Source organism: Tessaracoccus oleiagri (assembly GCF_900103275.1).
Lineage (GTDB): Bacteria > Actinomycetota > Actinomycetes > Propionibacteriales > Propionibacteriaceae > Arachnia > Arachnia oleiagri.
Genome location: NZ_FNGP01000004.1, coordinates 140,365 through 161,256, shown reverse-complemented (window position 1 = coordinate 161,256; position 20,892 = coordinate 140,365). Strand labels below are relative to the sequence as shown.

Sequence of the window (20,892 nt, the reverse complement as noted above, 5' to 3'; positions counted from 1 at the left end):
GGCTCAGTCCCTCTTCGTCGGCTCCGAGGTGGACAGGGCGGCGACGAAGGCTTCCTGGGGCACCTCGACCCGGCCGACCATCTTCATCCGCTTCTTGCCCTCCTTCTGCTTCTCGAGCAGCTTGCGCTTTCGGGAGATGTCGCCGCCGTAGCACTTCGACAGCACGTCCTTGCGCATGGCGCGGATCGTCTCGCGGGCGATCACCCGGGACCCGATGGCCGCCTGGATGGGCACCTCGAACTGCTGCCTGGGGATCAGTTCCTTGAGCTTGGACGCCATCTCCAGCCCGTAGTTGTACGCCTTGTCCCGGTGGACGATCGCCGAGAAGGCGTCGACCGGGTCGCCGTGCAGGAGGATGTCGACCTTCACCAGGTCCGCCGCGGCCTCGCCGTCGGGCTCGTAGTCCAGCGAGGCATACCCCTTGGTGCGCGACTTGAGCTGGTCGAAGAAGTCGAACACGATCTCAGCGAGCGGCAGGGTGTAGCGGATCTCGACGCGGTCCGCGGACAGGTAGTCGAGCCCCAGCTGGATGCCGCGACGGTTCTGGCAGAGTTCGAGGATGGTGCCGATGTAGTCGGAGGGCGCCAGGATGGTCGCGCGGACCACCGGCTCGTACACCTCGTCGATCTTGCCCGCCGGGTACTCGGAGGGGTTCGTCACGGTGTGCTCCGAGCCGTCCTCCATCCGGACCCGGTAGACCACGTTCGGGGCCGTCGAGATGAGATCCAGGTTGAACTCGCGCTCGAGTCGCTCCCGGACGATCTCCATGTGCAGCAGCCCGAGGAATCCCACCCGGAAGCCGAAGCCGAGCGCGCCCGACGTCTCGGGCTCGTAGGTGAGGGCGGCGTCGTTGAGTTGCAGCTTGTCGAGGGCCTCGCGCAGCTCGGAGAAATCGTCGCCGTCGATGGGGTACAGCCCGGCGTACACCATGGGGTTGGGCGGCTGGTAGCCGCCCAGGTCCTCGGTGGCGGGGCGGGCGGCCGTGGTGACGGTGTCGCCGACGCGCGACTGCCGCACGTCCTTCACGCCGGTGATGAGGTAGCCGACCTCGCCGACCCCGATCGCGTCGGACTTCACCGGCTCGGGCGAGATGACGCCGACCTCGAGCAGTTCGTGCTGGGCGGTCGTCGACATCATCAGGATCCGGTCGCGGTTGCGCAGCTCCCCGTCGACCACGCGGACGTAGGTCACGACGCCGCGGTAGGTGTCGTAGACGGAGTCGAAGATCAGGGCGCGCGCGGGCGCGTCGGCGCGGCCGGTGGGTGCGGGGATCCGCTCCACCACGGCGTCGAGCAGTTCCGGGACCCCGACGCCGGTCTTGCCCGAGACCCGGAGCACCTCGGACTCGTCGCAGCCGATGATGCCGGCGATCTCCGCCGCGTACTTCTCGGGGTTCGCGCCGGGCAGGTCGATCTTGTTGAGCACCGGGATGATCGTGAGGTCAGCGGCGAGCGCGAGGTACAGGTTCGCCAGCGTCTGGGCCTCGATGCCCTGCGCCGCGTCGACCAGGAGGATGGCTCCCTCGCACGCCTGGAGCGAGCGGGACACCTCGTAGGTGAAGTCGACGTGCCCGGGGGTGTCGATCATGTTGAGGACGTGGGTCTCGCCGTTGACGTCCCACGGCATCCGGACCGCCTGCGACTTGATCGTGATGCCGCGCTCTCGCTCGATGTCCATGCGGTCCAGGTACTGGGCCCGCATCGAGCGGTCGTCCACGAGCTTGGTCAGTTGCAGCATGCGGTCGGCGAGTGTTGACTTGCCGTGGTCGATGTGCGCGATGATGCAGAAGTTGCGGATGATCGACGGATCGGTCCTGCCGGGTCGGGTCATGCACCAGTCCTTGGGAAATGGAGGGAGTGACATGCCATCATCCCACTTCGGCCGCGAGTACGCGAGTCCGGCCGATTTGAGGGGCTTCGGCCCAGCAGTGTACAGTTGACCGTCGCGTCCAGTTGACGCCAACACCGAGTTCGTAAAGGAGCCCTCGTGGCAAACATCAAGTCGCAGATGAAGCGGAACAAGACCAACGAGGTCGCGCGCCTTCGCAACAAGGCCGTCAAGTCGCAGATCCGTACCCACGTCCGCAACGCCCGCCTCGCGATCGCCGAGGGCGACGCAGAGAAGGCCTCGGAGCTCACCCGCGTCGCGAACCGCGCCCTCGACAAGGCCGTTTCGAAGGGTGTCATCCACTCGAACCAGGCTGCGAACCGCAAGTCGGCCCTCTCCTCGGCCGCCGCTTCGCTCGCCAAGTAGTTCCACACCGCGCTTCACAGCGCCTCGGCGTACTCGGTAGCCGAGGCGCTGTTTTGCGTGCTCAGCGCCGCGTCTCGCGCTCGGCGAGGACGCCGAGGACCATGGCCTCCAGCGCGTAGTCGGGATCCGTGGCCGCGCCCTTCACCTCCGCATCCGCCTTGGCGATCAACTGGATCGCCCTCGCCACCCCGCCGGTGGACCAGAGCCGTGCGTTCTTCGCGTAGTCCTTGACCTTGAAGAACGGGATGCCGAGCTGCTTCGCCAGGTCGGCGTCGGACATCCGACGCCCCTGCGCCTCCAGGTACTTGCCCATCGCCCGGAAGTTGCTGCCCATGGCGGACGTGACCAGGACGTGCGGCGCGCCCGTGCCGAGGGCCCAGCGCAGCCGCTCCATCGCCACCGACGGGTTGCCGGCCATGACCGCGTCGGCGACGTTGAAGCTCGTCACCTCGGAGCGGCCCGCGAAGTAGCGGCGGATCAGGGGCACGTCGATCTCGTCGCCCTCCGCGTCGGCGACGAGCTGGGACACCGCGCCGACGATCGTGCGGAGGTCGCTGCCCACGGCGTCGACCAGGGCCTGCGCCGCCTCCTGCGTCATGCGGAGACGCTGCCGCTTCGCCTCGGCCGCCGCGAACTTCCACACCTCCCAGGGCTTCATCGCCGCCACCGTGACGGTCTCGACCTTCGCCTTCTTCAGCTTGTCGATCAGGCCCTTGCCCTTGTTGCCGCCCCCGTGGACGAGGATGAGGCACAACTCCGGGCCGGGATCCGCTGCGACGGCGACGAGCTGGTCCACCACCTCCGTCGGCGTGGCGCCCACGTCCTCGATGACGGCGACGATGTGGCTGGAGAACAGCGACCCGCCGACGACCTCACCGAGGATGGCGTCGCCCAGCTGGTCGGCGCTGACGGTGTTGACGTCAGCACCAGGCTGCTGCACCAGCGCCTGCGCCTTGCGTTCGGCGACCGCCCGTTCGGCGAGCATCGACTCGGGTCCGGTGACCAACAACGCCCTGCCGAAAACACTCACGCGCTTAGCTTGCCACCTGCGACGGACAAAGTTCGACTCCTAGACTGCCTGCATGGAACCAGTACGCATCGCCATCCTCGGCGCAGCCGGGATCGCCCCAACGGCGATCATCAGGCCCGCCGCCAAGAGTCCCGACGCCGAGATCGTCGCCGTCGCCGCACGGAACCGGGACACGGCGGAGGCCTTCGCCTCGCAGCACGGAATCCCAACGGTGCTGCCGGACTACGAATCCGCCCTCGCCGACGACTCCGTGGACGCCGTCTACATCCCGCTGCCCAACTCGCTGCACGCACCCTGGACCATCCGGGCATTGCGGGCCGGCAAACACGTGCTCGTCGAGAAGCCGTTCGCCAACAACCACGCGCAGGCGCTGGAGGTGGCGGAGGTCGCCGCCGGCATCGACCGCGTGTGTATGGAGGCGTTCCACTACCGGTACCACCCGCTGTGGGCGGAGACCAAGCGGCTCCTGGCCGAGATCGGTGATGTGCAGCGCGCGGAGGCCACGTTCGACATCCACCTCCCCGACCGCAGCAACATCCGTTATGACTACGAGCTCGGGGGCGGCGCCCTCATGGACCTGGGCTGCTACCCGCTGCACCTCCTGCGAAGCCTGCTGGGGACGGAGCCGGAGGTCGTCGACGCCGGCTACCGTCCGGCGCCCGACGCGCGGGTCGACGAGGCGCTGTGGGCGGAGCTTCTCTTCGGCGACGTGCCGGCACGGCTCGCCTGCTCCCTCCTCGAGGACCAGGAGGTCGTGGCTGCGACGTTCACCGGGACGGAGGGGACGCTGCACGTCGAGGGCTTCGTGAAACCGCACGAGGGCAACTCCATCACCCTGACCACGGCGGCGGGGGAACGGTCGAAGCAGTTCCCGCTCGACTTCACCAGCTACGACGCGCAGCTGCAGGTCTTCGTCGAGGCCGTCCGGGGCGGCGGCGACGTCGTCACCGGCCCCGAGGACTCGGTGGCGACCATGCGCGCCATCGACGCCATCTATGAGAACGCCGGTCTTCCGCTGCGCGGCGCGTGAACCACCCGCCCGGAAGGGCGCGGACAGGGCCGGGGGCCGGCGTCGGTTGGCGACGCCGGCCCCCGGCCGGTTCGTTTCAGCAGCGCCGGTCAGTCGCCGGTCTGCGGAAGATGGACCACCGGCCGACGGGTCGGCGTGACCCCCGGCGTGGTGGGCCGTTCGACCACCGTCGGCAGGACGGTGGGCGTCACCGATGGCGTGGGTGACTCCGACACGGACGGCGTGACCGACGGCGTGGGCGACTCCGACACCGAAGGCGTCACCGACGGCGTGGGCGACTCCGACACCGAAGGCGTCTCCGACGGCGTGGGCGACTCCGACACCGAAGGCGTCACCGACGGCGTGGGCGACTCCGACACCGACGGCGTCACCGACGGCGTGGGCGACTCAGATGGCGTCGGGGTGATCGACGGCGTGGGCGTCGGCGATTCCTCCACCTCCGCCGCGTAGCAGGCGATCACGTGGGAAATGTCCTTCCCGCTGGCGTGCTCCAGCACATCACCCTCTGACGGTTCGACGTAGACGTCGTTGGCGGAGTCATCCGCCCCGGCCTTGAGTATCACTCCGACCCAGAACGATCCGTCGGGTGGCGCTCCCACCGTGAACGATTCCCGCTCCGTGTCATCCTTCGTGCAGGTGACGTCGACGTAGCCACGGTCCTCGAAGTAGTCCTCCCAGTAACCGGGCTTGTTCGCGTCCGGGTCGAACGGCACCGTCTCCGCGAATGCTTGATTCATCGCGAAGGCCCCCCCGAGACCCACAATGATGGCGGCAGCGCTCGCCAAGTATTTCCCCATTGGTTTCTCCCCCCATAGAAGAACGGACCCCGATCTGAGGTCCCCCAACCGTGCTGCCAGCTTACTTCGATAGAAGTTCATCGCAATGGGCCTGCCCGTGCCCGCCGCGGTGGGTCATCCCCCGGACCGGCGCACCGCCAGTCCATCGGCCGACACCTCCACGGTGATCGTGCCCTCCGTGTCCGTACGGGCCACCACCATGCCGAGCTCCTGCACCAGCGCGAGCGCGCCCGGTGCCGGGTGCCCGTAGGCGTTGCCCTCCCCTGCACTCACGACGGCGAGCCGCGCACCGGTCTGCGCCAGGAAGTCGCGATCCTGTCGCGACGAGCCGTGGTGGGGCAACTTGAGGACCTCCGCGCGCAGCCCCAGACCGAGAGCATCCGCCTCCGATCGGGCGCGACGTTGGCCGTCCGGCTCCGCGTCGCCCGGCAGCAGGAGCCTCGTCCCGGCACGCTCCGCAAGGCCGACGACGGAGGCGTCGTTCTCCGCGGCGGACTCGCCCTCGGTGACGCTTCGTCCCGGCATCGACGGCTGCGCTGCCGCGACGGTGGTCCACACCAGCGACCCCACGGCGATCCGCTCCCCCGGGACCGCCGGGCGGAGCGTGGCGTCGCCCGCGACCGCCGCCACGGCTGCCGCGGCGTACGGCGGCGAGGCGAGCGGGCTCACGAGGACGAGGGGTGGCCGGTAACGCCGCACCACCGCCTCGAACCCGCCGATGTGGTCGGCGTGGTAGTGCGTGAGCACGACCATCGACAACCGCCGGACCCCGAGCGCGTCGAGACAGTCGAGCACCGGGGCGGGCTCCGGACCGGAGTCGACGAGCACCGCGGTATCGCCCTCGGCGCGCAGGACGGTGGCGTCCCCCTGCCCCACGTCGCAGAAGGCGAAGTCCCACTCCCCCGGCCAGCCGGGCGGAGTCGCCGGCAGCAATGCGGCGACCGTCAGCAGGATCACGGCGAGCAGGCTCGATCCGGCGCGCCGCAGCACGGGCCCCGCGAGCGGCAGCAGCGCCGCCGACAGCGCGATCACCATGAGCAGACCGAGCGCACCCGGAACCCAGGCGACCGTGGCGTTCGGGAGGGCCGCGCCCATCCCGGCGATCCAGAGGATCGGCTGCGACGCCCAACCCGCGGCCCACCCGACGAAGGCGCTGAGGGGCGGCAACGGGGTCAGGCAGGCCGCGGCGAAGCCGAGGACGGTGGTGGGGCCGACGAATGGCCCGGCGAGGACGTTCGCCAGGACCCCGACGAGCGAGATCTCACCGCTCAGCCACGTGACGATGGGCTGAGTGGCGACCTGTGAGGCGAGTGCGATGGCGAACGCCTCGCTGACCCAACGCGGCGCCCAGTTGCACATGGCGTCGATCCACGGTGGGCCCAGCACCACGATGCCGAAACAGGCGGCCACCGACAGCCAGAAGCCGGGCGCGCGGCTGAGCCAGGGGTCCAGCACCATCAGGACGCAGACGGCCACGCTCAGCGCGCGCACGCTCCGTCGCCGTTTGCCCGCGCCCGTGGCCGCCACCGCGACCAGTCCCATGACCGCGGCCCGCTGCACGGACGGTTCGGGCCCGCAGACCACCACGAACATCCCGACGCACCCGGCTGCGACGATCCGTACCGCCCATCCCCGCACCCCGACCGTCCTGAGCACCGCGAGCACCACGCCCAGCATCAGCGCGAGGTTGGCGCCGGAGACCGCCATCAGGTGCGTGAGACCGGTGGCCTTGAACTCGTCCGCCATCGCCTGGGTGACCCTCGACGTGTCGCCCACCACCAGGGACGGCACCAACGCCCGCTGGGGCGCCGGCGAGCCCGCCACCGCCTGCCGGAGGCCCTCGCGCAGGCCGGCCGCCAGGGCGTCCAGCGCCCCGGGCCCGGAGGAGAGCCGCGGGGAGGAGCGGATCCGCACGAACGCCACCGCGCTGTCCCCCGGCTCGGCGGCGGCGAGCTTCGCCGTCGCCACGTAGACCGCTCCCGGCTGCAGCTCCAGCAGCTCGGCCGCCAACTCGCCGCTCGCGGAGAGGACGACGGGCAGCCGCTGACCCACGCGTTCGCCGCGGCCCTCGACCCAGCGCGTCTCGGCGAGCGCCGTGGCCGAGGGAGGCATCGGCGGCCGTGCGGGCCGGGGTCTGGGCTCGGACACGACGCGGAACGCCACATCCACCACCGCCCCGTCGTCCGCCAGCGCGGCGAGGGAGGAGCCGCCGCGCTGCCCCGCGAGGAGGCCCGAGGAGACGGCGAGCAGTGCGCAGGCCATCAGCCCCACGACGAGCGCCGTGTGGCGGCGGAGGGCGGCCGCCGCCACACCGGAGACGACCGCCACCAGCACCGTGGTAACACCGTCGCCGGACGTCCCGGCGAAGGCGCCGCCCCACGCCCCCGCCGCGACCGGGACCAGTCGCCAGTCGTGGAGCGTCACACGGTGACCAGCGGCTCGAGCTTGGCGAACGTCTTGGGGCCGATGCCGCTGACTTCCTGCAGCTCCGCCGTCGAGCTGAACTGGCCGTGTTCCTCGCGCCAGGCGACGATCGCCTCGGCCATGACCGGCCCGACGCCCGGCAGGGTCTCCAGCTCCTCCCTGCTGGCGGTGTTGAGGTCGACCTTCCCGCCGGAGGATCCACCTCCGGAACCGCTCACGGGTTGACCCTCGACCCGGCTCGGCTGGGAGTCGCTGCCCACGACCACCTGCATCCCGTCGGCGACCGGGGCCGCGAGGTTCAGTTCGCCGGGGAGCGCTTGCGGCGCGAGTCCTCCTGCGGCGGCGATGACGTCAGCGACGATGGCGCCCGGCTCCACCGTGACGACGCCCGGGGAGACGACACCGCCCAGCACGTGCACGCGGAGCGGGCTGATCGAGGGAGCGGGTGACGGGCCCTCAGCGGGCGGCAGCGGCGCGGCGACGGGTGCCGGGGCCGGAGCGGTGACGGTCTCTGCGGAGGCGCGGCTCCAGGTGAAAGCGACGACCAGCACGGCCACGAGCGCCACCGTCGCCAGCGCCACCAGGTGGGTCCGCGTCAACTCGCGACGAGGACGCGACGCGACCGGATCGGGCTGCGCGGGGAGGTCCTCGGGCTCCGGCTCCTCGAGCGCATGACGGGGAGCGGTGAGCGAGGGCTGACCGGCGCTCAGGTAGGCGAGCCGGGCGCGTGCCAGCTGGTCTGCGTGGGCAGTTGTTCGTTGCCGCATGTCCCAGTGATGGCCACGAAGGCCTCGACGCGTCCGCCGACGCCAGCCGGCTGTGGAGAATGCACTCCGGCCCCGCGCCGTCGCGCGGGGCCGGAGTGGGTCAAGCGGTCACTTCCCGGGGACGAGGCTCACCATCTTGGGGAGTTTCGCGATCACCTTGACGACTTCCCGGCCGGCTAGGCTCCGCTGGACACCGGCGTCGGCGAGCGCGAGCTCGACCGCGGTCTCCTCCGCGATGTCCGCCGGGACCTCGAGCTTCGCCCGGATCTTGCCCTGGATCTGCACGACCATGGTGACGGTGTCCTCCGCGGCGAGCTGGGGATCGGACTCGGGCCAGCGGCTGTTGGCCACCGAGGGCTCCTTGCCGAGCATCTCCCACATCTCCTCGGCCACGTACGGCGCAACGAGCGACAGCGCCTGGGCGACGAATTCCGCGGCCTCGCGCACCGCGGGATCGGCCGGGCCGCAGCCGGAGTCGATGGCCTTGCGGGTGGCGTTGACGAGCTCCATGATGCGCGCCACCGCGACGTTGAATCGCCCGTCACCGACGAGCATGTCGATCTCGGCGATGCTCTGGTGGGTGGACTTGCGCAGCGACCGGTCGCCGTTGGCGAAGTCCACGCCGGGCTCGCTGGTCACGTCGGCGGCGAGCCTGTGGGCGCGCTGCAGGAACTTCAGCGAACTGGCCGGGGACAGGGCGGCCCAGTCGATGTCGTCCTCCGGCGGTCCGGCGAAGATCATCGTGACGCGCACCGCGTCGACGCCGTAGTTGTCGATCTGCTGGCCCAGGTCCACGCCGTTGCCCAGCGACTTGCTCATCGCCTTGCCGTGGTTGATGACCTGACCCTGGTTCAGCAGGCGCTGCATGGGCTCCTTGAAGGGCACCATGCCCATGTCGTGGAGCACCTTGGAGAAGAAGCGCATGTAGAGCAGGTGCAGGATCGCGTGCTCCACGCCGCCGACGTACTGGGCGACCGGCATCCAACGGGCGACGTCCTCGGGACGGAACGGGCCCTCCTCGTAGCCCGGCGAGCAGTAGCGGAAGAAGTACCAGGACGAGTCGACGAACGTGTCCATCGTGTCGGTGTCGCGCTGGGCCGCGCCGCCGCACCGCGGGCAGGTGGTGTTCACCCAGTCGGTCGCCGCCGCCAACGGCGAGGTGCCCTTGGGCGCGAGTTGGTCGCCGCGCAGGTCGGGCAACCTGACGGGCAGCTGCTCGTCGGGGACCGGGACCTCGCCGCACTGCTCGCAGTGGACGATCGGGATGGGGCATCCCCAGAAGCGCTGGCGCGAGAGCAGCCAGTCGCGGAGGCGGTACTGGACGGTCCCCACGCCGCCGTTGTCGGCCTCGAGGTGGGCGATCATCCGGCTGACGCCGGCGGACTTGTCGGTGAGCCCGTCGAGGATCCCGGAGTTCATGTACGCGCCGTCGCCGACGGTCGCGACCCCGGTCTCGGCGGGGTCGGTGCCGTCGACGTCCAGGACGGTGCGGACCGGCAGGTCGAACTTGCGGGCGAAGTCGAGGTCACGCTGGTCGTGCGCCGGTACCGCCATGATGGCGCCGGTGCCGTAGTCCGCCAGGACGTAGTCGGCCGCCCAGATCGGGAGGCGTTCGCCGTTGACGGGGTTGATGGCGTCGACCCCCAGCCAGACGCCGGTCTTCTCGCGCTCGGTGGACTGGCGCTCGATCTCGGAGGTCCTCTTCACCTTCTCGACGTAGGCCTCGAACTCGGCGCGCTGCCCGTCGGACACGAGCTCCGCGGCGAGGTCGCCGTCGGGAGCCACCACCATGTAGGTGGCGCCATACAGGGTGTCGGGTCGGGTGGTGAACACGGTGATCGGCGTCTCGCGGCCCTCCACCCGGAAGTCGACGTGGGCCCCCTCGCTGCGCCCGATCCAGTTGCGCTGCATGGTGAGGACGTGCTCGGGCCAGCCGCCCTCGAGCTCCGACATGTCGTCGAGCAGCCGGTCGGCGTAGTCGGTGATCTTGAAGTACCACTGGCGGAGCTTGCGCTTGGTCACCTCGGTGCCGCAGCGCTCGCAGGTGCCGCCGACCACCTGCTCGTTGGCCAGGACGGTCTGGTCCTTCGGGCACCAGTTGACGAAGGATTCCTTGCGGTACGCGAGGCCGCGCTCGTGGAAGCGGAGGAACAGCCACTGGGTCCAGCGGTAGTACTCCTCGTCGGAGGTGTGCAGTCGGCGGGACCAGTCGAGGCTCAGCCCGTAGCGCTTGAACGAGGACGCCTGCGTCTCGATGTTGGCGTAGGTCCACTCCGCGGGATGGGCGTTGTTGCGGATCGCCGCGTTCTCGGCCGGCAACCCGAAGGAGTCCCAACCAATCGGGTGGAGGACGTCGAAGCCCTTCAACCGGAGGAAGCGCGAGACCACGTCGCCCATCGCGTATGCCTCCGCGTGCCCCATGTGGAGGTCGCCCGAGGGGTAGGGGAACATGTCGAGGACGTAGCGCCGCTCCCGGGAGCCGTCATCGAGGGGCTTGTAGGTCTCGTCCTTCTCCCAGAACGCCTGCCACTTCTCCTGCGCGGCAACCCGGTCGTAATGCTCTCGACTCACGCTTCTCCTCCAAATGCGTACTGCCGGGTCAATATACCGCGCCTCGCCCGGGAGGTGGCCGCCGCCCGCCGGGCGTGGGCTCAGGCGAGGAAGGCGTCCAGCTCCGAGGCTGTGGGCGGCTGTGCACCGGCACGGGTGCAGACGAGCGCCGCCGCACCGACCCCGTACTCGAGCGCCTCCTGGGTGTTCGACCCGTCGTAGCGCGCAAGGAAGCCGGCCGTGAAGGTGTCGCCTGCGCCGACGGTGTCGACGACGTCCACCCGCCTACCCGGGGCCCGGGCCAGCTCCCCGTCGGGACCGACGGCGACCGCCCCCTCCGCGCCCAGGGTGACGATGAAGAACCCGAGGCCGTAGCGCCGTGTCCACTCGCTCGCGGTGACCAGCGGGTCGACCCCGTCGTCGCTGAGCCACTCCAGGTCCTCGTCGGAGGCCTTCGCGAACCCGTCCGTGCGGCCGACCAGCGAGAGCAGTGCGTCGATCTTGGTGCGGTACTCCCCGCGGTCGGGTATGACGGTGGGACGGACGTTGAGGTCGAAGCTCTTCGGGTTGGGAATGGTCGACAGGAAGGCGTAGAGCGGCTCGAAGGAAGGCTCCATCACGGTGCCGATGGAGCCGAAGTGGAGCCAGCGGTCGGCGGGGATGGCGGGGAACTCCTCCGGCCGCCAGTTGCAGTTGGTGGTGGCGTGGGTGTGGAAGGCGTAGCTCGCCTTGCCGTCGTCGGCGATCGACACGACGGCCAGCGTCGTGGGGTCCGAGGTGCGCACCGCGAGCTCCAGCCCCACGCCGTGGTCCTCGAGGTGCTCCGCCAGCTGCCGGCCGAAGGCGTCGTCGCCCAGCCGTCCGAGGAAGCTCACCTCCCGGCCGAGCCGGCCGAGCGCGGCGGCGGTGTTGAGCGGGCTGCCACCGGAGCGGGCCACCCAGGTGCTGGCGGAGGACGAGCTGCGCTCGACGGGGATGAGATCGATCAGGGCTTCGCCCAGAACCACGAAGGACATAGGCACACGATAGTCAGTCCTCATCCCATCGTGACGGAGGGATCGCGAGTTGTTGCATCGTCCGGATCATGGCGCCGAGCGGGTGCCCCTGCTCCAGCTCGTCGAGCTCGACGAGGCACTCGCTGGTCAGGGCGCCCTCCCCCGACAGCCAGCAAGCGAGCGCCAGCAACGCGGTGACGTTCGGGAGGCACTCCGGCGGCGCCTGCGTCCGGGCCTCCACCAACACGTCGCGCAGCGCCGGGGCCGTGGGCACGGACATGCGGGCCAGCACCTCCGCGAAGCACTCCTCCTCCCCCAGCAGCCCGGCCAGCAGCGCGGTCTCGGGCTCGTCCCGGTCGTCCTCCTCGAGGAAGGTGGCGAGGAGCGCGAGGCGGGAGCCGGGGTCCAACCCCGGCACGACGTCGCGGGCGTGCTCGACGCATTCCGGGCAGGGATCCCACTCGCCCAGCTCTGCGACGACCTCCTCCCTCGTCCTGCCGAGCGGAACCGCCCGCCAGACGGCGTCCGCCGTCACGGGCGAGACGCTGGGATCGAAGGGGAGCTCGTCCAGGAGGAGGCCCGCGACGACGTCCCAGGATCGGACCGAGTCGGTGGCGACCACCATGGGGGCACCACCCATCTGGAACGCGAGTTCCTCGACGGCGCGGACGTAGTCCAGCGGGGTGTGCGAGTACAGCATCAGCACCCATCGTCCGTCCACGCGCGCGGGCGACGCGCCGGCGCTGAGGATCTGGGCGAGCAGGTGCTCCGGCGAGTCGATGAGCACGTCCGCGTCCACGCGGGTGCAGAACTCCACCCCGTTGCCCAGCAGGTGCAACATGACCAGCGACTCCTCGGGCTCGAAGCCCAGCATCACGGCGGGCAGGGACAAGAGGTCGTTGCGGGTGACGACTCGGATGGTGTGTTCGGTGTCTGTCATGCCCGCACTGTGGTCACGAGCGCGGCGCGGTTCCCGCGCGATCCGGCGCCTGTGGACAAACGCACGAAGTACGCTCTGTGGTCATGAGCAACCAGGAGTGGAACCAGAACGGGGAGCCCCGCAATCCTTGGGCGCAGCAGGACCCGGAGTGGCGTCCCACCCAGTTCCGTGACCACACCGGGCGCGACCCGCGGCAGCCGTTCGGCGACCGACCGGTCATGCCCTCCCTCCCGGACCTGCAGCCACCAAGGAAACCCGTCTGGCCATGGGTCCTGGGCGTCCTCGGCGTGATCGCGGCGTTGCTGGTCTTCCTGCTGCTGCGGCCGGGGCAACCCGAAGCCGTCCCGTCGGAGCAACCCCCGGCGAGCGCCTTCCCGAGCCCCTCGCTGACGGGCAACGCCCTCCCGTACGAGGGCAACGGCACCGGCGTGTTCGAGGTGACCGCCCACCGGTGGACCGACACCGGGGTGGAGGTGGACTACCGGATCACCTCCGACGAGGGCACGCGGCGCTTCACGTTCTTCATGTTCGACAACGAGACACGCCAGAGCTACGTGCCCGACGTGGACCGCGTGATCGAGGTGTCGGAGGGCTCCCCCGCGACCGGCACGGTGACCTTCTCCATGCCGCGTGGCGACGCGTCGTTCGTGCTCACGACCGTGACGGGGCGGGCGATCACGGCACTGCCGATCAGCGGCTAGACCGGGTGGACGGGCGGGGTGTGGCTGGCCCGGGTGCGCGCCTCGTGCTCGTCCTGGGCCTCGGGGTGGAACCGGCTGAGCAGGACGACGCCGTAGATGGCGACCGCACCCATCGCCGCCATGCCGACACCGGGCAGCAGCCCGAGTTGCGAACCCTCGCCGAGCACGATCAACCCGAAGAGTACGGCCACGAACGGGTCCACCGTGGTCATGGTCGCCACGGTGATCTCCGCCGGCCCTGACGCGTAACCCTGCTGGATCATCCAGGCGCCACCGACGAACCCGGTCAGCATCATCGCCACCGTCAGGATGACCTGCGGGTCGAGGAGCGGGTTGTCGTAGCGGATGATCAGGTCGGCCGTGGCCTTCAACATCCCCGTGGCCATGCCGTAGAGCGTGGCGCCGATCGACGACCAGAGCGTCGCCTTCAGCCACGGGACGGCCCTGGGAGCGAGCGCTGCGAGGCCCAGGCAGATGGAGACGACCACGACGAACGTGATGACAAGGGGCACGGTCCGCGCCTCCTGGTTGCCCGTGGCGTGCGTGGACGAGATGAGCGTGAACCCCACGAGGCCGACGAGCGTGATGACGACCGCCACCCACACGTTCGGCGGGATCCTGTGCTTGTGGACCCAGGACGACAGGATCACGGACCAGGACACCGCCAGGATGCCGACGGGCTGGACGACGGCCACGGGCGCCAGCGTCAGGGCCGTGAAGTTGATGGCCGCCCCGATGAGCACGCAGAGCAGGCCGAGCGCCCAGCGAGGGATCAGGAAGAGCCGGAACAGGCCCGCGAGGGAGAGCCTGTTGTCGGAGGCGTGCCCGCCGTGGTCGAAGGTCGACCGCACCCCGAGGCTCTGCAGGATGGCCCCGCCCGCGAAGAGGAACGAGCCGATGACCTGCAGCAGGATCGCGACGGGAATCAACTAGCTCTCCTCAGACGTGCGGCGGCCCCACCGGCCGAGGAAGACTCTACGCCCGGTGGGGTCGATGGGGTACACGCCGAGGCGCGATCCCGATCGCCGACGGCCATCAGTCCGAGTAGACGATGACCTTGTCGCCGACCTTCGCCAGGTCGAACAGGCTCGCGACTGCCGCCTTGTCGCGCACGTTCACGCAACCGTGCGAGGCCCCGTTGTAGCCGCGGGCGGCGAAGTCGGCGGAGTAGTGCACGGCCTGGCCACCGCTGAAGAACAGGGCGTAGGGCATCGGCGTGTCGTACAGCGACGAGACGTGGTCGCGGGACTTCCACTGGACGGAGAACGTCCCCTCCCTGGTGGGGGTCATCTCGGACCCGAAGCGCACGTCGACGATCATCTTGACGTCGCCGTCGACCACCCAGGCCAGCTTGCGCTCCTTCTTGGAGATGCAGATGGCGCGACCGGTCGTGCAGCGCTCGTCGAGACGCAGCGAGGACGGCTTGGCGGACGGGAAGATGTTGTTCAGCTCGTCGGAGGTGGGCTTCCTGGTCATCTCGTGCACCTTGTCGAGGGTGCGCTGGTCGACGGCACCGGTCACCGGGAAGCCGCGCTTCTCCTGGAACCCGGAGATGCCGCTCTTGGTCTGGTCGCCGAAGATGCCGTCCACCTTGCCGGCGTACCAGCCGATCTGGCGGAGCCTGGCCTGCAGGTCCTTCACCGCGTCACCCTTGGCGCCGGGTCCCAGGATGGTGGGCCCGGGCTTCAGGACGTTGTACATCTCGTCGTGGGTGGGCGTCTCGGTCATCGCCTCGAGCCGTTCGAGGGTGACGGCATCGATGGCACCGGTGACGGGCAGGCCCCGCTTGGCCTGGAAGCCCTCCACGGAGGCCTGGGTGGCCGGTCCGAACGTTCCCGTGACGGGCCCCTCGAACCACTGGAGCTGCAGCAGTCGGTGCTGGATCGCGCGGATGTCGTCGCCCTCGTCACCGCGTTCGAAGAGCGCCCGCGGGGTGGGCTCGGGCGTCGGGCTCTCCGGGGCGGACGGGGTGGGCGTCGGGTCGGCCGGCGTCGTCGGAGCGGGCGTCGTCGGGGTGGGATCGACGGTGGGGCTTGGCGCCGCGGGGGCGGGCTCCGGGGCGGCGGTGTCCGTGGGGACGGGGTCGGCCGGCTGGCTGACCGGCGGCGCCACCGGCGCGCGGGGCGTCGTGACGGGCTGCGTGGCGCACCCGGATGCGCCGATCCCTACGAACAGCGCAACGACAATGCTCGTGAGCGCATTGCGAACTCTCATGACGACCTCAATCTCGCAGGTTGGGGAAGAAGGATGCAGGTCCAGGTGGCCTTGCATCTCTACTACGCATGGGGTGCGGGGTCAGGTTGTCAAGAATTTTCCGGATTCGGAGCAGCCACGCCGAGTCGTTGCACAACCGTGATCAGCGCGGCGCGCAGGGGCTCGGCGCGCGCGGTGAAACCCCGCTGCAGGCGCACGTATTCCGCCCGCCCCGCGGCCGTCTCCACGGGGATCGCCGGGTACCCCCAGTCGGTGAGGTCGTAGGCGGATGCGCGCATGTCGACCACCCGGATGTCCCGGGCGAGCCGGAAGGTCTCCAGCAGCAGCGACGACGAGACGGCGGGCCAGAGCTTGCCGGCCCATTTGTAGAGGTCCATGTTGACGTGGAGGCAGCCCGGCTGGTCGAGGTCCGCCTGCCGCTCCCTCGTCGGCGCCAGCAGGTTGAGCGGCCTCGCGGGTGGGGTGAAGAACCGGAACGCGTCGTAGTGCGAGCAGCGGCAGCCGACCTCCTCGACGATCCGGGCGAGCTCCTCACGCGGGTAGCGCAGCGGCAGGTAGGGGTGCCGCGCCTGCCCGTCCTCGAGCCGGTACACCATGGCCCACTCGTGCATGCCGAAGCAGCCGAACCTGGGTTCCTTGCCAGCGGCCGCGGTCAGTAGCCTGGCGGCGGTCTCGACCGTCCCACGACGTCGGGACAGGAGGTGCGCCTCGTCGAGCCTGGCGGCGCCGACCTCGACGACGTAGGTGGGCTGCGGCCAGGTGCCGTCGTCCTCCACCGCGGTCCCCACGCCGGGGTGCCACTGGGCGAGGTGCGAGGGCCGGAGGTTGTAGTAGTGGAAGAGGAAGTCGTCCACGGGGTGCTTCTCTGCGCGGTCACGGCGCCGCACCACGTCGGCCAGCTCGGCGCGGACCTCCTCGCGATGCGCCTCGGCCAGTGGACGCCACCGCTCGGCGGGGAGTGTCGCGGGTGGTGTGCTCATGGCTGGGGCGGGGCCTCCGACTGCAGGCGCTCACGGATCCCTCGCCAGCCGGGCAGCGCAGCATCCATGACGGCGCGGAAGCGCGGGCCATGGCCGCGCTCGACGAGGTGCGCCAGTTCGTGCACCAGGACGTACTCCAGTTCGTCCGGCGGCCGTTGCACGAGCCAGGTGTTGAGGGTGATGTGTCGGCTCACGACGTTGCAGGTGCCCCAGCGGGAGACCATCATGCGGTAGCGGTAGGCGACGGGCGCCCGCCCGACCCGTTGCTCCAGCGCCGGCGCGATCGCCTCCACCCTGGCGCCGATCTCGCGACGGCGGAGGCGCTCCACCGCACGTTCCGCGGCCGCGTCGTCGGGCGCGACGATGTGGACCCGGCCCTCCCGGACCTGGGCACCTGCGCGACTGCCGTGCTCGCGGACGACCTCCAGCCAGCGCCCCCACAGCCGCACCCGCCCGCCGTGGCGCAGGTGGTCCGCGGGGGCCCGCCGGGCGTCCTGCCGGTCCTTCTGCTCGACGAGCCACTGTCGGTGCTCGCGGACGAAGTCGCGGAGCCGCTGCTCCGGGGCCCGCGACGGTGCGCTGAGCCGCACACTGCCGTCGGGGCGCACTCCCAGCCGCACGCTCTTCACCGGGCCCCGGCGAAGCTCGACGCGGAGCCCGTCGACGTCGAGCATCGAGATCCGCGCACTCCTCACGTCGCACACGGTACCGCCCGCATCCCGATTTTTCCTTTTCCTCCGGCATGCGCTATCGTTCATCGGGTCACAAAACGACACAAACCTGGGGCTATGGCGCAGTTGGTAGCGCGCTTCCATGGCATGGAAGAGGTCAGGGGTTCGAATCCCCTTAGCTCCACCCCTCCCGACGGGGCCCGGCAGGAATGCCGGGCCCCGTCGCCGTTCAGGATCCTAGAAGCACTTCGCGGATGGCCGCCACCGTCGCCTCGTCGAGCGCGACGAGCGCCACGCGACCAACCTGTGACGGCGAGGCAACGATCGTCTCCACCGCCGCCCGGATGGCGTCCTCCTTGGGCCACCCGTAGATGCCGGCGCTGATCAGCGGGAAGGCGATGCTCCGCGCCCCCAGTTCGTCGGCCTCCTCGAGCGCCCTGCGGTAGCACGACTCGAGAAGGCGACGGTCACGCTGTCCCGCCGCATGGTTGGGGCCCACGGTGTGGATGACCCATTTCGCCGGGAGGTTCCCTGCCGTGGTCCAACCGGCGTCCCCGGTGGCCAGCCCCTGCGGGAAGCGCCGGATGCAGTCGTCGAGCACCGCCGGGCCCCCGGCACGGTGGATGGCGCCGTCCACGCCCCCTCCCCCGCGCATGGCGTTGTTCGCGGCGTTGACCACGGCGTCCACGTCCTGCTTCGTGATGTCCCCGAGCACGGGGATGATGCGCTGCACGTCCATGAGGCCCAGTGTGCACCGGCTCAGAGCCGGGTGAGCACCTCGTCGAGCATGGCCTCGGTCAGCTTCCCGGTGAAGGTGTTCTGCTGGCTCACGTGGTAGCTGCCGACGAGGCGCACGGGGCGCCTATCGCCGGCCCCCAACAGCGCCTCGGCGCCGTGGCCGAACCTCGGCTTGGGCACCGGCACCTCCCAGCCCAGACGGCGGGCGGCGCCCAGCGCCGCGTCCCAGCCGATCGAGCCGAGCGCCAGGATGGCCCGCACCCGCTGCTCGGCGAACCGGAGCTCCCGGTCCAGCCACGGCGCGCAGGTGGCCTTCTCCGCGGGCGTGGGTTTGTTGGCCGGGGGCGCGCACCGGACCGTCGCGATGATGCGCACCCCCGAGAGCCGCAGGCCGTCGCCCGCCGCGGTCGCCGTTGGCGAGTTGGCGTACCCGGTCCGGTGCAGGGCGGCGTAGAGCCAGTCGCCGGAGCGGTCCCCCGTGAACATCCGGCCGGTCCGGTTCGCACCGTTGGCCGCCGGGGCCAGCCCGACGATCAGCACCTCGGCGTCGGGGTCGCCGAAGGACGGCACCGGTCTGCCCCAGTACGGCTGGTCGCGGAAGGACGCCCGGCGCCCCGTGGTGGCCACCTCCTCACGCCACTCGACGAGCCGCGGGCAGGCCCTGCACACCGAGACGTGAGCGTCCAGGTCGCGCTGGTCGGACGCGGCGCCGGCGAGGCGGGCGACGTCGTCGGCGTCGTGCGCGGCCTCGGTGTCCGGCCCGGCGGGGTCCTCGGGCCAGCCCGTGCCGGGCGGCACCGGCGACGGGAACCGCTGGCCGGTCAGCGGGTGCGGATCGAGGGATGCCATGGGGCGACTCTGCCACGGCCGACGGTCAGTCACCCGGCGGGCGCCGCTGCGCGTCGCACCGACGTCCCGCGCCCACCTGTCGCCCCGGCCCAGCCCAGGACCGCCCCCGCGGAGAGGACGACGGACGGGAACTCGTAGAGGTGGTCGATCACCGAGTGCACCCCCAGCGCGGTCCAGGCCACGACCGCCACCACGGAGCCGGCCCTGGAGCCGAGGCAGGCCAGCCGCAGGCCCGAGAGGAGCACGGCCGCGAACAGGACGCAGCCGACCAGCCCCAGCTCGGCCCCGACCTGGAGGACGGACGAGTGCACCGTCGCGAGGTCGGGGTCCGACGACGCCAGGGCCGAGTACTCCCGGAAGGCGCCCGGGCCCGCGCCGACGAGCGGCTGCGTGCGCCAGAGGGCGATCGCGTCACCCCACAGGGTGTGCCGCGCCGCGCTGAGGCTGCTGCTGGCGGCCAGCCCGTCGGGCCACGAGTCGAGGCTGCCGAGCCAGGTGACGGTGGCCGCTGCGATCGCCAGCAGCCCGGCCGCCGCCGCGACCACCGGGCGACGGCGTGGCCCGTCCCCGCGTCGGGCGACGACGGCGACCAGCACCACGAGCGGCAGGGCCAGGGTGGCCGCCGCGTCCGACCGAGCGGCCAGCAGCAGCCCGACGGCGGCGACGGCGGCCGTGAGCCCCGCGCGGCCGGGCGCGCCCCGCGTCCCGCGCGGCTCGGTCACGAGGACCAGGCCCGCGAGGGCCACGAGTTGGACGCCGACGGCGGCCTGGGCATTCAGGTACATCGAGCCGGCCACCAGGAGCCACAGACCCGCGCCCGCCACCGCGGCGAGCACCACCAGCCTGTGCCGCAGCTCGGCGGCCACACGCCCGGCCACCACGCCCGCCACGAGCAGCAGCGGGGACAGGAGATACGGGGAGCCGAGGTCCAGCGGGCTGCCGGTCCTGAGCAGCGCGCTCGACGCCCAGACGAGCCAGACGCCCACGCAGGCGACGAACAGCGGGAACGCGCGGCGCTCGCTCATCCGCGTGCCAGGTCGGGCGCCAGGACGTCCAGCAGCAGGTCGTGCAGCCTCACGTCCACCGAATGGGCGGCGCCCAGCCGGCAGATGGCGCCGACCTGGGCGTCGAGCTCCCCGGTGGTACCTGCGGCGAGGTCGCGCTGCATCGAACTGGTGGCGGTGGCCGGCATGCGGTCGGCGAACGCCATCACCCGGTCGACGGTCCCCCCGTCGAGTTCGACGCCCGCGGCGACGGCAACTGCGAACACCTCCTCCATCAGGGCGCGCAGGGAGCGGCGGTGCGCGGTCCGCAGGGCGCCGAGCGGCTGCGACGTCAGCGCCCCGAGAGCGCCGAAGCAGGTCACGAACATCGCCTTCTCCCACAGGTCCAGCCACACCTGCGGGTGGACCCGGCTCTCGATACCGGCCGACGTGAGCTCCCGCGCCAGCCGGTCGGCCAGCGGGTGGGGCGTCCCGTCGAACGTCCCGAACACGTAGGACGCCGGGCCCCCGCGGAAGTCCACCCGCCCGGGGCCGACGTGGTGGAAGAAGCCCCGGACCACTCCGGGCCAGGTGCGGTGGCGCCCCACGACCTCGGCGACCCGGCCCGGCGCGTCCACGGCGTTGAGCGTGACGGCGACGGGGGCATCGGGCGCCCCGGCGAGGAGTGCACGCAAATCGGTGTCCCGGGTCGCCTTGACGGTGAGGAAGATCACGTCGCAGTCGCCGAGCTCGGCAGCCGACCGCACCGCGGACACCGGGCGCCCTGCCGCCCCGTTCAGGACTAGGCCCTGGTCGCGGAGCGCCTCGAGCGTCGCTCCCCGCGCGACGTAGGCCACCTCGTGGCCCGCTTCGAGGAGCCTCCCGCCGAACCAGCCACCCACGGCACCCGCCCCGATGAACGCGATCCTCATGACCGCAGTCTAGGGCCGCCCGAGAAGTGGTCGGGCCC

General features: G+C 71.1%; 19 protein-coding genes and 1 tRNA gene. 4 read left to right on the top strand and 16 right to left on the bottom strand.

What is annotated here, in order from left to right; all coding sequences use genetic code 11:
• Positions 1–3 precede the first annotated feature (3 nt).
• Complete coding sequence (gene lepA, locus BLR46_RS11340; RefSeq protein ID WP_093252246.1) at positions 4–1,830, bottom strand: translation elongation factor 4; 1,827 nt, start codon at positions 1,828–1,830, stop codon at positions 4–6.
• 156 nt (positions 1,831–1,986) lie between these two features.
• Here lepA and rpsT point away from each other — a divergent pair, with 156 nt between their 5' ends.
• The gene (rpsT, locus tag BLR46_RS11335) at positions 1,987–2,253 is read left to right on the top strand and encodes a 30S ribosomal protein S20 (protein ID WP_093252245.1); all 267 of its coding nucleotides are present in this window, start codon (positions 1,987–1,989) and stop codon (positions 2,251–2,253) included.
• A gap of 61 nt (positions 2,254–2,314) precedes the next feature.
• Here rpsT and holA read toward each other — a convergent pair whose 3' ends face one another.
• Complete coding sequence (gene holA, locus BLR46_RS11330) at positions 2,315–3,283, bottom strand: DNA polymerase III subunit delta (RefSeq protein ID WP_093252244.1); 969 nt, start codon at positions 3,281–3,283, stop codon at positions 2,315–2,317.
• Positions 3,284–3,335: 52 nt separating this feature from the next.
• Between holA and BLR46_RS11325 the strand changes: the two genes are divergently transcribed.
• Positions 3,336–4,313 (top strand): Gfo/Idh/MocA family protein, encoded by a 978-nt coding sequence (locus tag BLR46_RS11325; protein ID WP_093252242.1) that lies wholly within the window; start codon positions 3,336–3,338, stop codon positions 4,311–4,313.
• An 89-nt stretch (positions 4,314–4,402) separates the two neighbouring features.
• On the opposite strand, the gene BLR46_RS14890 is transcribed toward BLR46_RS11325, so the two are convergent.
• From BLR46_RS14890 to BLR46_RS11295, 6 genes are all read right to left on the bottom strand, one after another.
• Positions 4,403–5,050, bottom strand: a complete 648-nt coding sequence (locus tag BLR46_RS14890) for a hypothetical protein (protein ID WP_143008283.1) — start codon at positions 5,048–5,050, stop codon at positions 4,403–4,405.
• 174 nt (positions 5,051–5,224) lie between these two features.
• On the bottom strand, positions 5,225–7,534 hold the full coding sequence (locus BLR46_RS11315) for a ComEC/Rec2 family competence protein (RefSeq protein ID WP_093252240.1): 2,310 nt from the start codon (positions 7,532–7,534) through the stop codon (positions 5,225–5,227).
• A complete protein-coding gene (locus tag BLR46_RS11310; RefSeq protein WP_093252239.1) occupies positions 7,531–8,301 on the bottom strand; it encodes a ComEA family DNA-binding protein in 771 nt (256 codons plus the stop codon). The genes BLR46_RS11315 and BLR46_RS11310 overlap by 4 nt, the downstream gene beginning before the upstream one ends.
• A gap of 108 nt (positions 8,302–8,409) precedes the next feature.
• Complete coding sequence (leuS, locus tag BLR46_RS11305; RefSeq protein ID WP_245701670.1) at positions 8,410–10,872, bottom strand: leucine--tRNA ligase; 2,463 nt, start codon at positions 10,870–10,872, stop codon at positions 8,410–8,412.
• Positions 10,873–10,952: 80 nt separating this feature from the next.
• Positions 10,953–11,867 carry a carbohydrate kinase family protein gene (locus BLR46_RS11300; protein WP_176761755.1) on the bottom strand — a complete coding sequence of 305 codons (915 nt, stop codon included), beginning with the start codon at positions 11,865–11,867 and terminating at the stop codon, positions 10,953–10,955.
• A 13-nt stretch (positions 11,868–11,880) separates the two neighbouring features.
• The gene (locus BLR46_RS11295; protein WP_093252233.1) at positions 11,881–12,786 is read right to left on the bottom strand and encodes a DUF4192 family protein; all 906 of its coding nucleotides are present in this window, start codon (positions 12,784–12,786) and stop codon (positions 11,881–11,883) included.
• Positions 12,787–12,869: 83 nt separating this feature from the next.
• Here BLR46_RS11295 and BLR46_RS11290 point away from each other — a divergent pair, with 83 nt between their 5' ends.
• On the top strand, positions 12,870–13,487 hold the full coding sequence (locus BLR46_RS11290) for a hypothetical protein (protein WP_143008282.1): 618 nt from the start codon (positions 12,870–12,872) through the stop codon (positions 13,485–13,487).
• Here the strand turns inward: BLR46_RS11290 and BLR46_RS11285 are convergent.
• From BLR46_RS11285 to BLR46_RS11270, 4 genes are all read right to left on the bottom strand, one after another.
• A complete protein-coding gene (locus BLR46_RS11285) occupies positions 13,484–14,416 on the bottom strand; it encodes a DMT family transporter (protein ID WP_093252228.1) in 933 nt (310 codons plus the stop codon). The genes BLR46_RS11290 and BLR46_RS11285 overlap by 4 nt on opposite strands.
• A gap of 106 nt (positions 14,417–14,522) precedes the next feature.
• The gene (locus BLR46_RS11280) at positions 14,523–15,701 is read right to left on the bottom strand and encodes a L,D-transpeptidase family protein (RefSeq protein WP_093252226.1); all 1,179 of its coding nucleotides are present in this window, start codon (positions 15,699–15,701) and stop codon (positions 14,523–14,525) included.
• A gap of 89 nt (positions 15,702–15,790) precedes the next feature.
• Positions 15,791–16,681: a hypothetical protein gene (locus BLR46_RS11275; protein ID WP_093252224.1), complete on the bottom strand. Its 891-nt coding sequence runs from the start codon at positions 16,679–16,681 to the stop codon at positions 15,791–15,793.
• Positions 16,678–17,376, bottom strand: coding sequence for a M48 family metallopeptidase (locus tag BLR46_RS11270; RefSeq protein ID WP_176761754.1), 699 nt, complete (start codon positions 17,374–17,376; stop codon positions 16,678–16,680). The genes BLR46_RS11275 and BLR46_RS11270 overlap by 4 nt, the downstream gene beginning before the upstream one ends.
• Before the next feature lie 87 nt (positions 17,377–17,463).
• Between BLR46_RS11270 and BLR46_RS11265 the strand changes: the two genes are divergently transcribed.
• Positions 17,464–17,536: transfer RNA gene (locus BLR46_RS11265), tRNA-Ala, on the top strand.
• A 45-nt stretch (positions 17,537–17,581) separates the two neighbouring features.
• Here the strand turns inward: BLR46_RS11265 and BLR46_RS11260 are convergent.
• Genes BLR46_RS11260 through BLR46_RS11245 form a run of 4 tightly spaced genes read right to left on the bottom strand, consistent with a single transcriptional unit; the run spans position 17,582 to position 20,854 of the window.
• Complete coding sequence (locus BLR46_RS11260; protein ID WP_093252670.1) at positions 17,582–18,085, bottom strand: O-acetyl-ADP-ribose deacetylase; 504 nt, start codon at positions 18,083–18,085, stop codon at positions 17,582–17,584.
• Between the two features lie 26 nt (positions 18,086–18,111).
• The gene (locus tag BLR46_RS11255) at positions 18,112–18,939 is read right to left on the bottom strand and encodes a uracil-DNA glycosylase (RefSeq protein ID WP_093252221.1); all 828 of its coding nucleotides are present in this window, start codon (positions 18,937–18,939) and stop codon (positions 18,112–18,114) included.
• A 29-nt stretch (positions 18,940–18,968) separates the two neighbouring features.
• A complete protein-coding gene (locus BLR46_RS11250) occupies positions 18,969–19,964 on the bottom strand; it encodes an O-antigen ligase family protein (RefSeq protein WP_093252220.1) in 996 nt (331 codons plus the stop codon).
• Complete coding sequence (locus BLR46_RS11245) at positions 19,961–20,854, bottom strand: 2-dehydropantoate 2-reductase (protein ID WP_093252218.1); 894 nt, start codon at positions 20,852–20,854, stop codon at positions 19,961–19,963. The genes BLR46_RS11250 and BLR46_RS11245 overlap by 4 nt, the downstream gene beginning before the upstream one ends.
• Positions 20,855–20,892 lie beyond the last annotated feature (38 nt).

Excerpts from the sequence above, each read along its gene's own strand:
- lepA (WP_093252246.1), bottom strand. The coding sequence starts at position 1,830 with ATGACCCGACCCGGCAGGACCGATCCGTCGATCATCCGCAACTTCTGC.
- BLR46_RS11325 (WP_093252242.1), top strand. The coding sequence starts at position 3,336 with ATGGAACCAGTACGCATCGCCATCCTCGGCGCAGCCGGGATCGCCCCA.
- BLR46_RS14890 (WP_143008283.1), bottom strand. The coding sequence starts at position 5,050 with ATGAATCAAGCATTCGCGGAGACGGTGCCGTTCGACCCGGACGCGAAC.
- BLR46_RS11310 (WP_093252239.1), bottom strand. The coding sequence starts at position 8,301 with ATGCGGCAACGAACAACTGCCCACGCAGACCAGCTGGCACGCGCCCGG.
- BLR46_RS11300 (WP_176761755.1), bottom strand. The coding sequence starts at position 11,867 with ATGTCCTTCGTGGTTCTGGGCGAAGCCCTGATCGATCTCATCCCCGTC.
- BLR46_RS11295 (WP_093252233.1), bottom strand. The coding sequence starts at position 12,786 with ATGACAGACACCGAACACACCATCCGAGTCGTCACCCGCAACGACCTC.
- BLR46_RS11290 (WP_143008282.1), top strand. The coding sequence starts at position 12,870 with ATGAGCAACCAGGAGTGGAACCAGAACGGGGAGCCCCGCAATCCTTGG.
- BLR46_RS11280 (WP_093252226.1), bottom strand. The coding sequence starts at position 15,701 with ATGAGAGTTCGCAATGCGCTCACGAGCATTGTCGTTGCGCTGTTCGTA.
- BLR46_RS11275 (WP_093252224.1), bottom strand. The coding sequence starts at position 16,681 with ATGAGCACACCACCCGCGACACTCCCCGCCGAGCGGTGGCGTCCACTG.
- BLR46_RS11255 (WP_093252221.1), bottom strand. The coding sequence starts at position 18,939 with ATGGCATCCCTCGATCCGCACCCGCTGACCGGCCAGCGGTTCCCGTCG.
- BLR46_RS11250 (WP_093252220.1), bottom strand. The coding sequence starts at position 19,964 with ATGAGCGAGCGCCGCGCGTTCCCGCTGTTCGTCGCCTGCGTGGGCGTC.
- BLR46_RS11245 (WP_093252218.1), bottom strand. The coding sequence starts at position 20,854 with ATGAGGATCGCGTTCATCGGGGCGGGTGCCGTGGGTGGCTGGTTCGGC.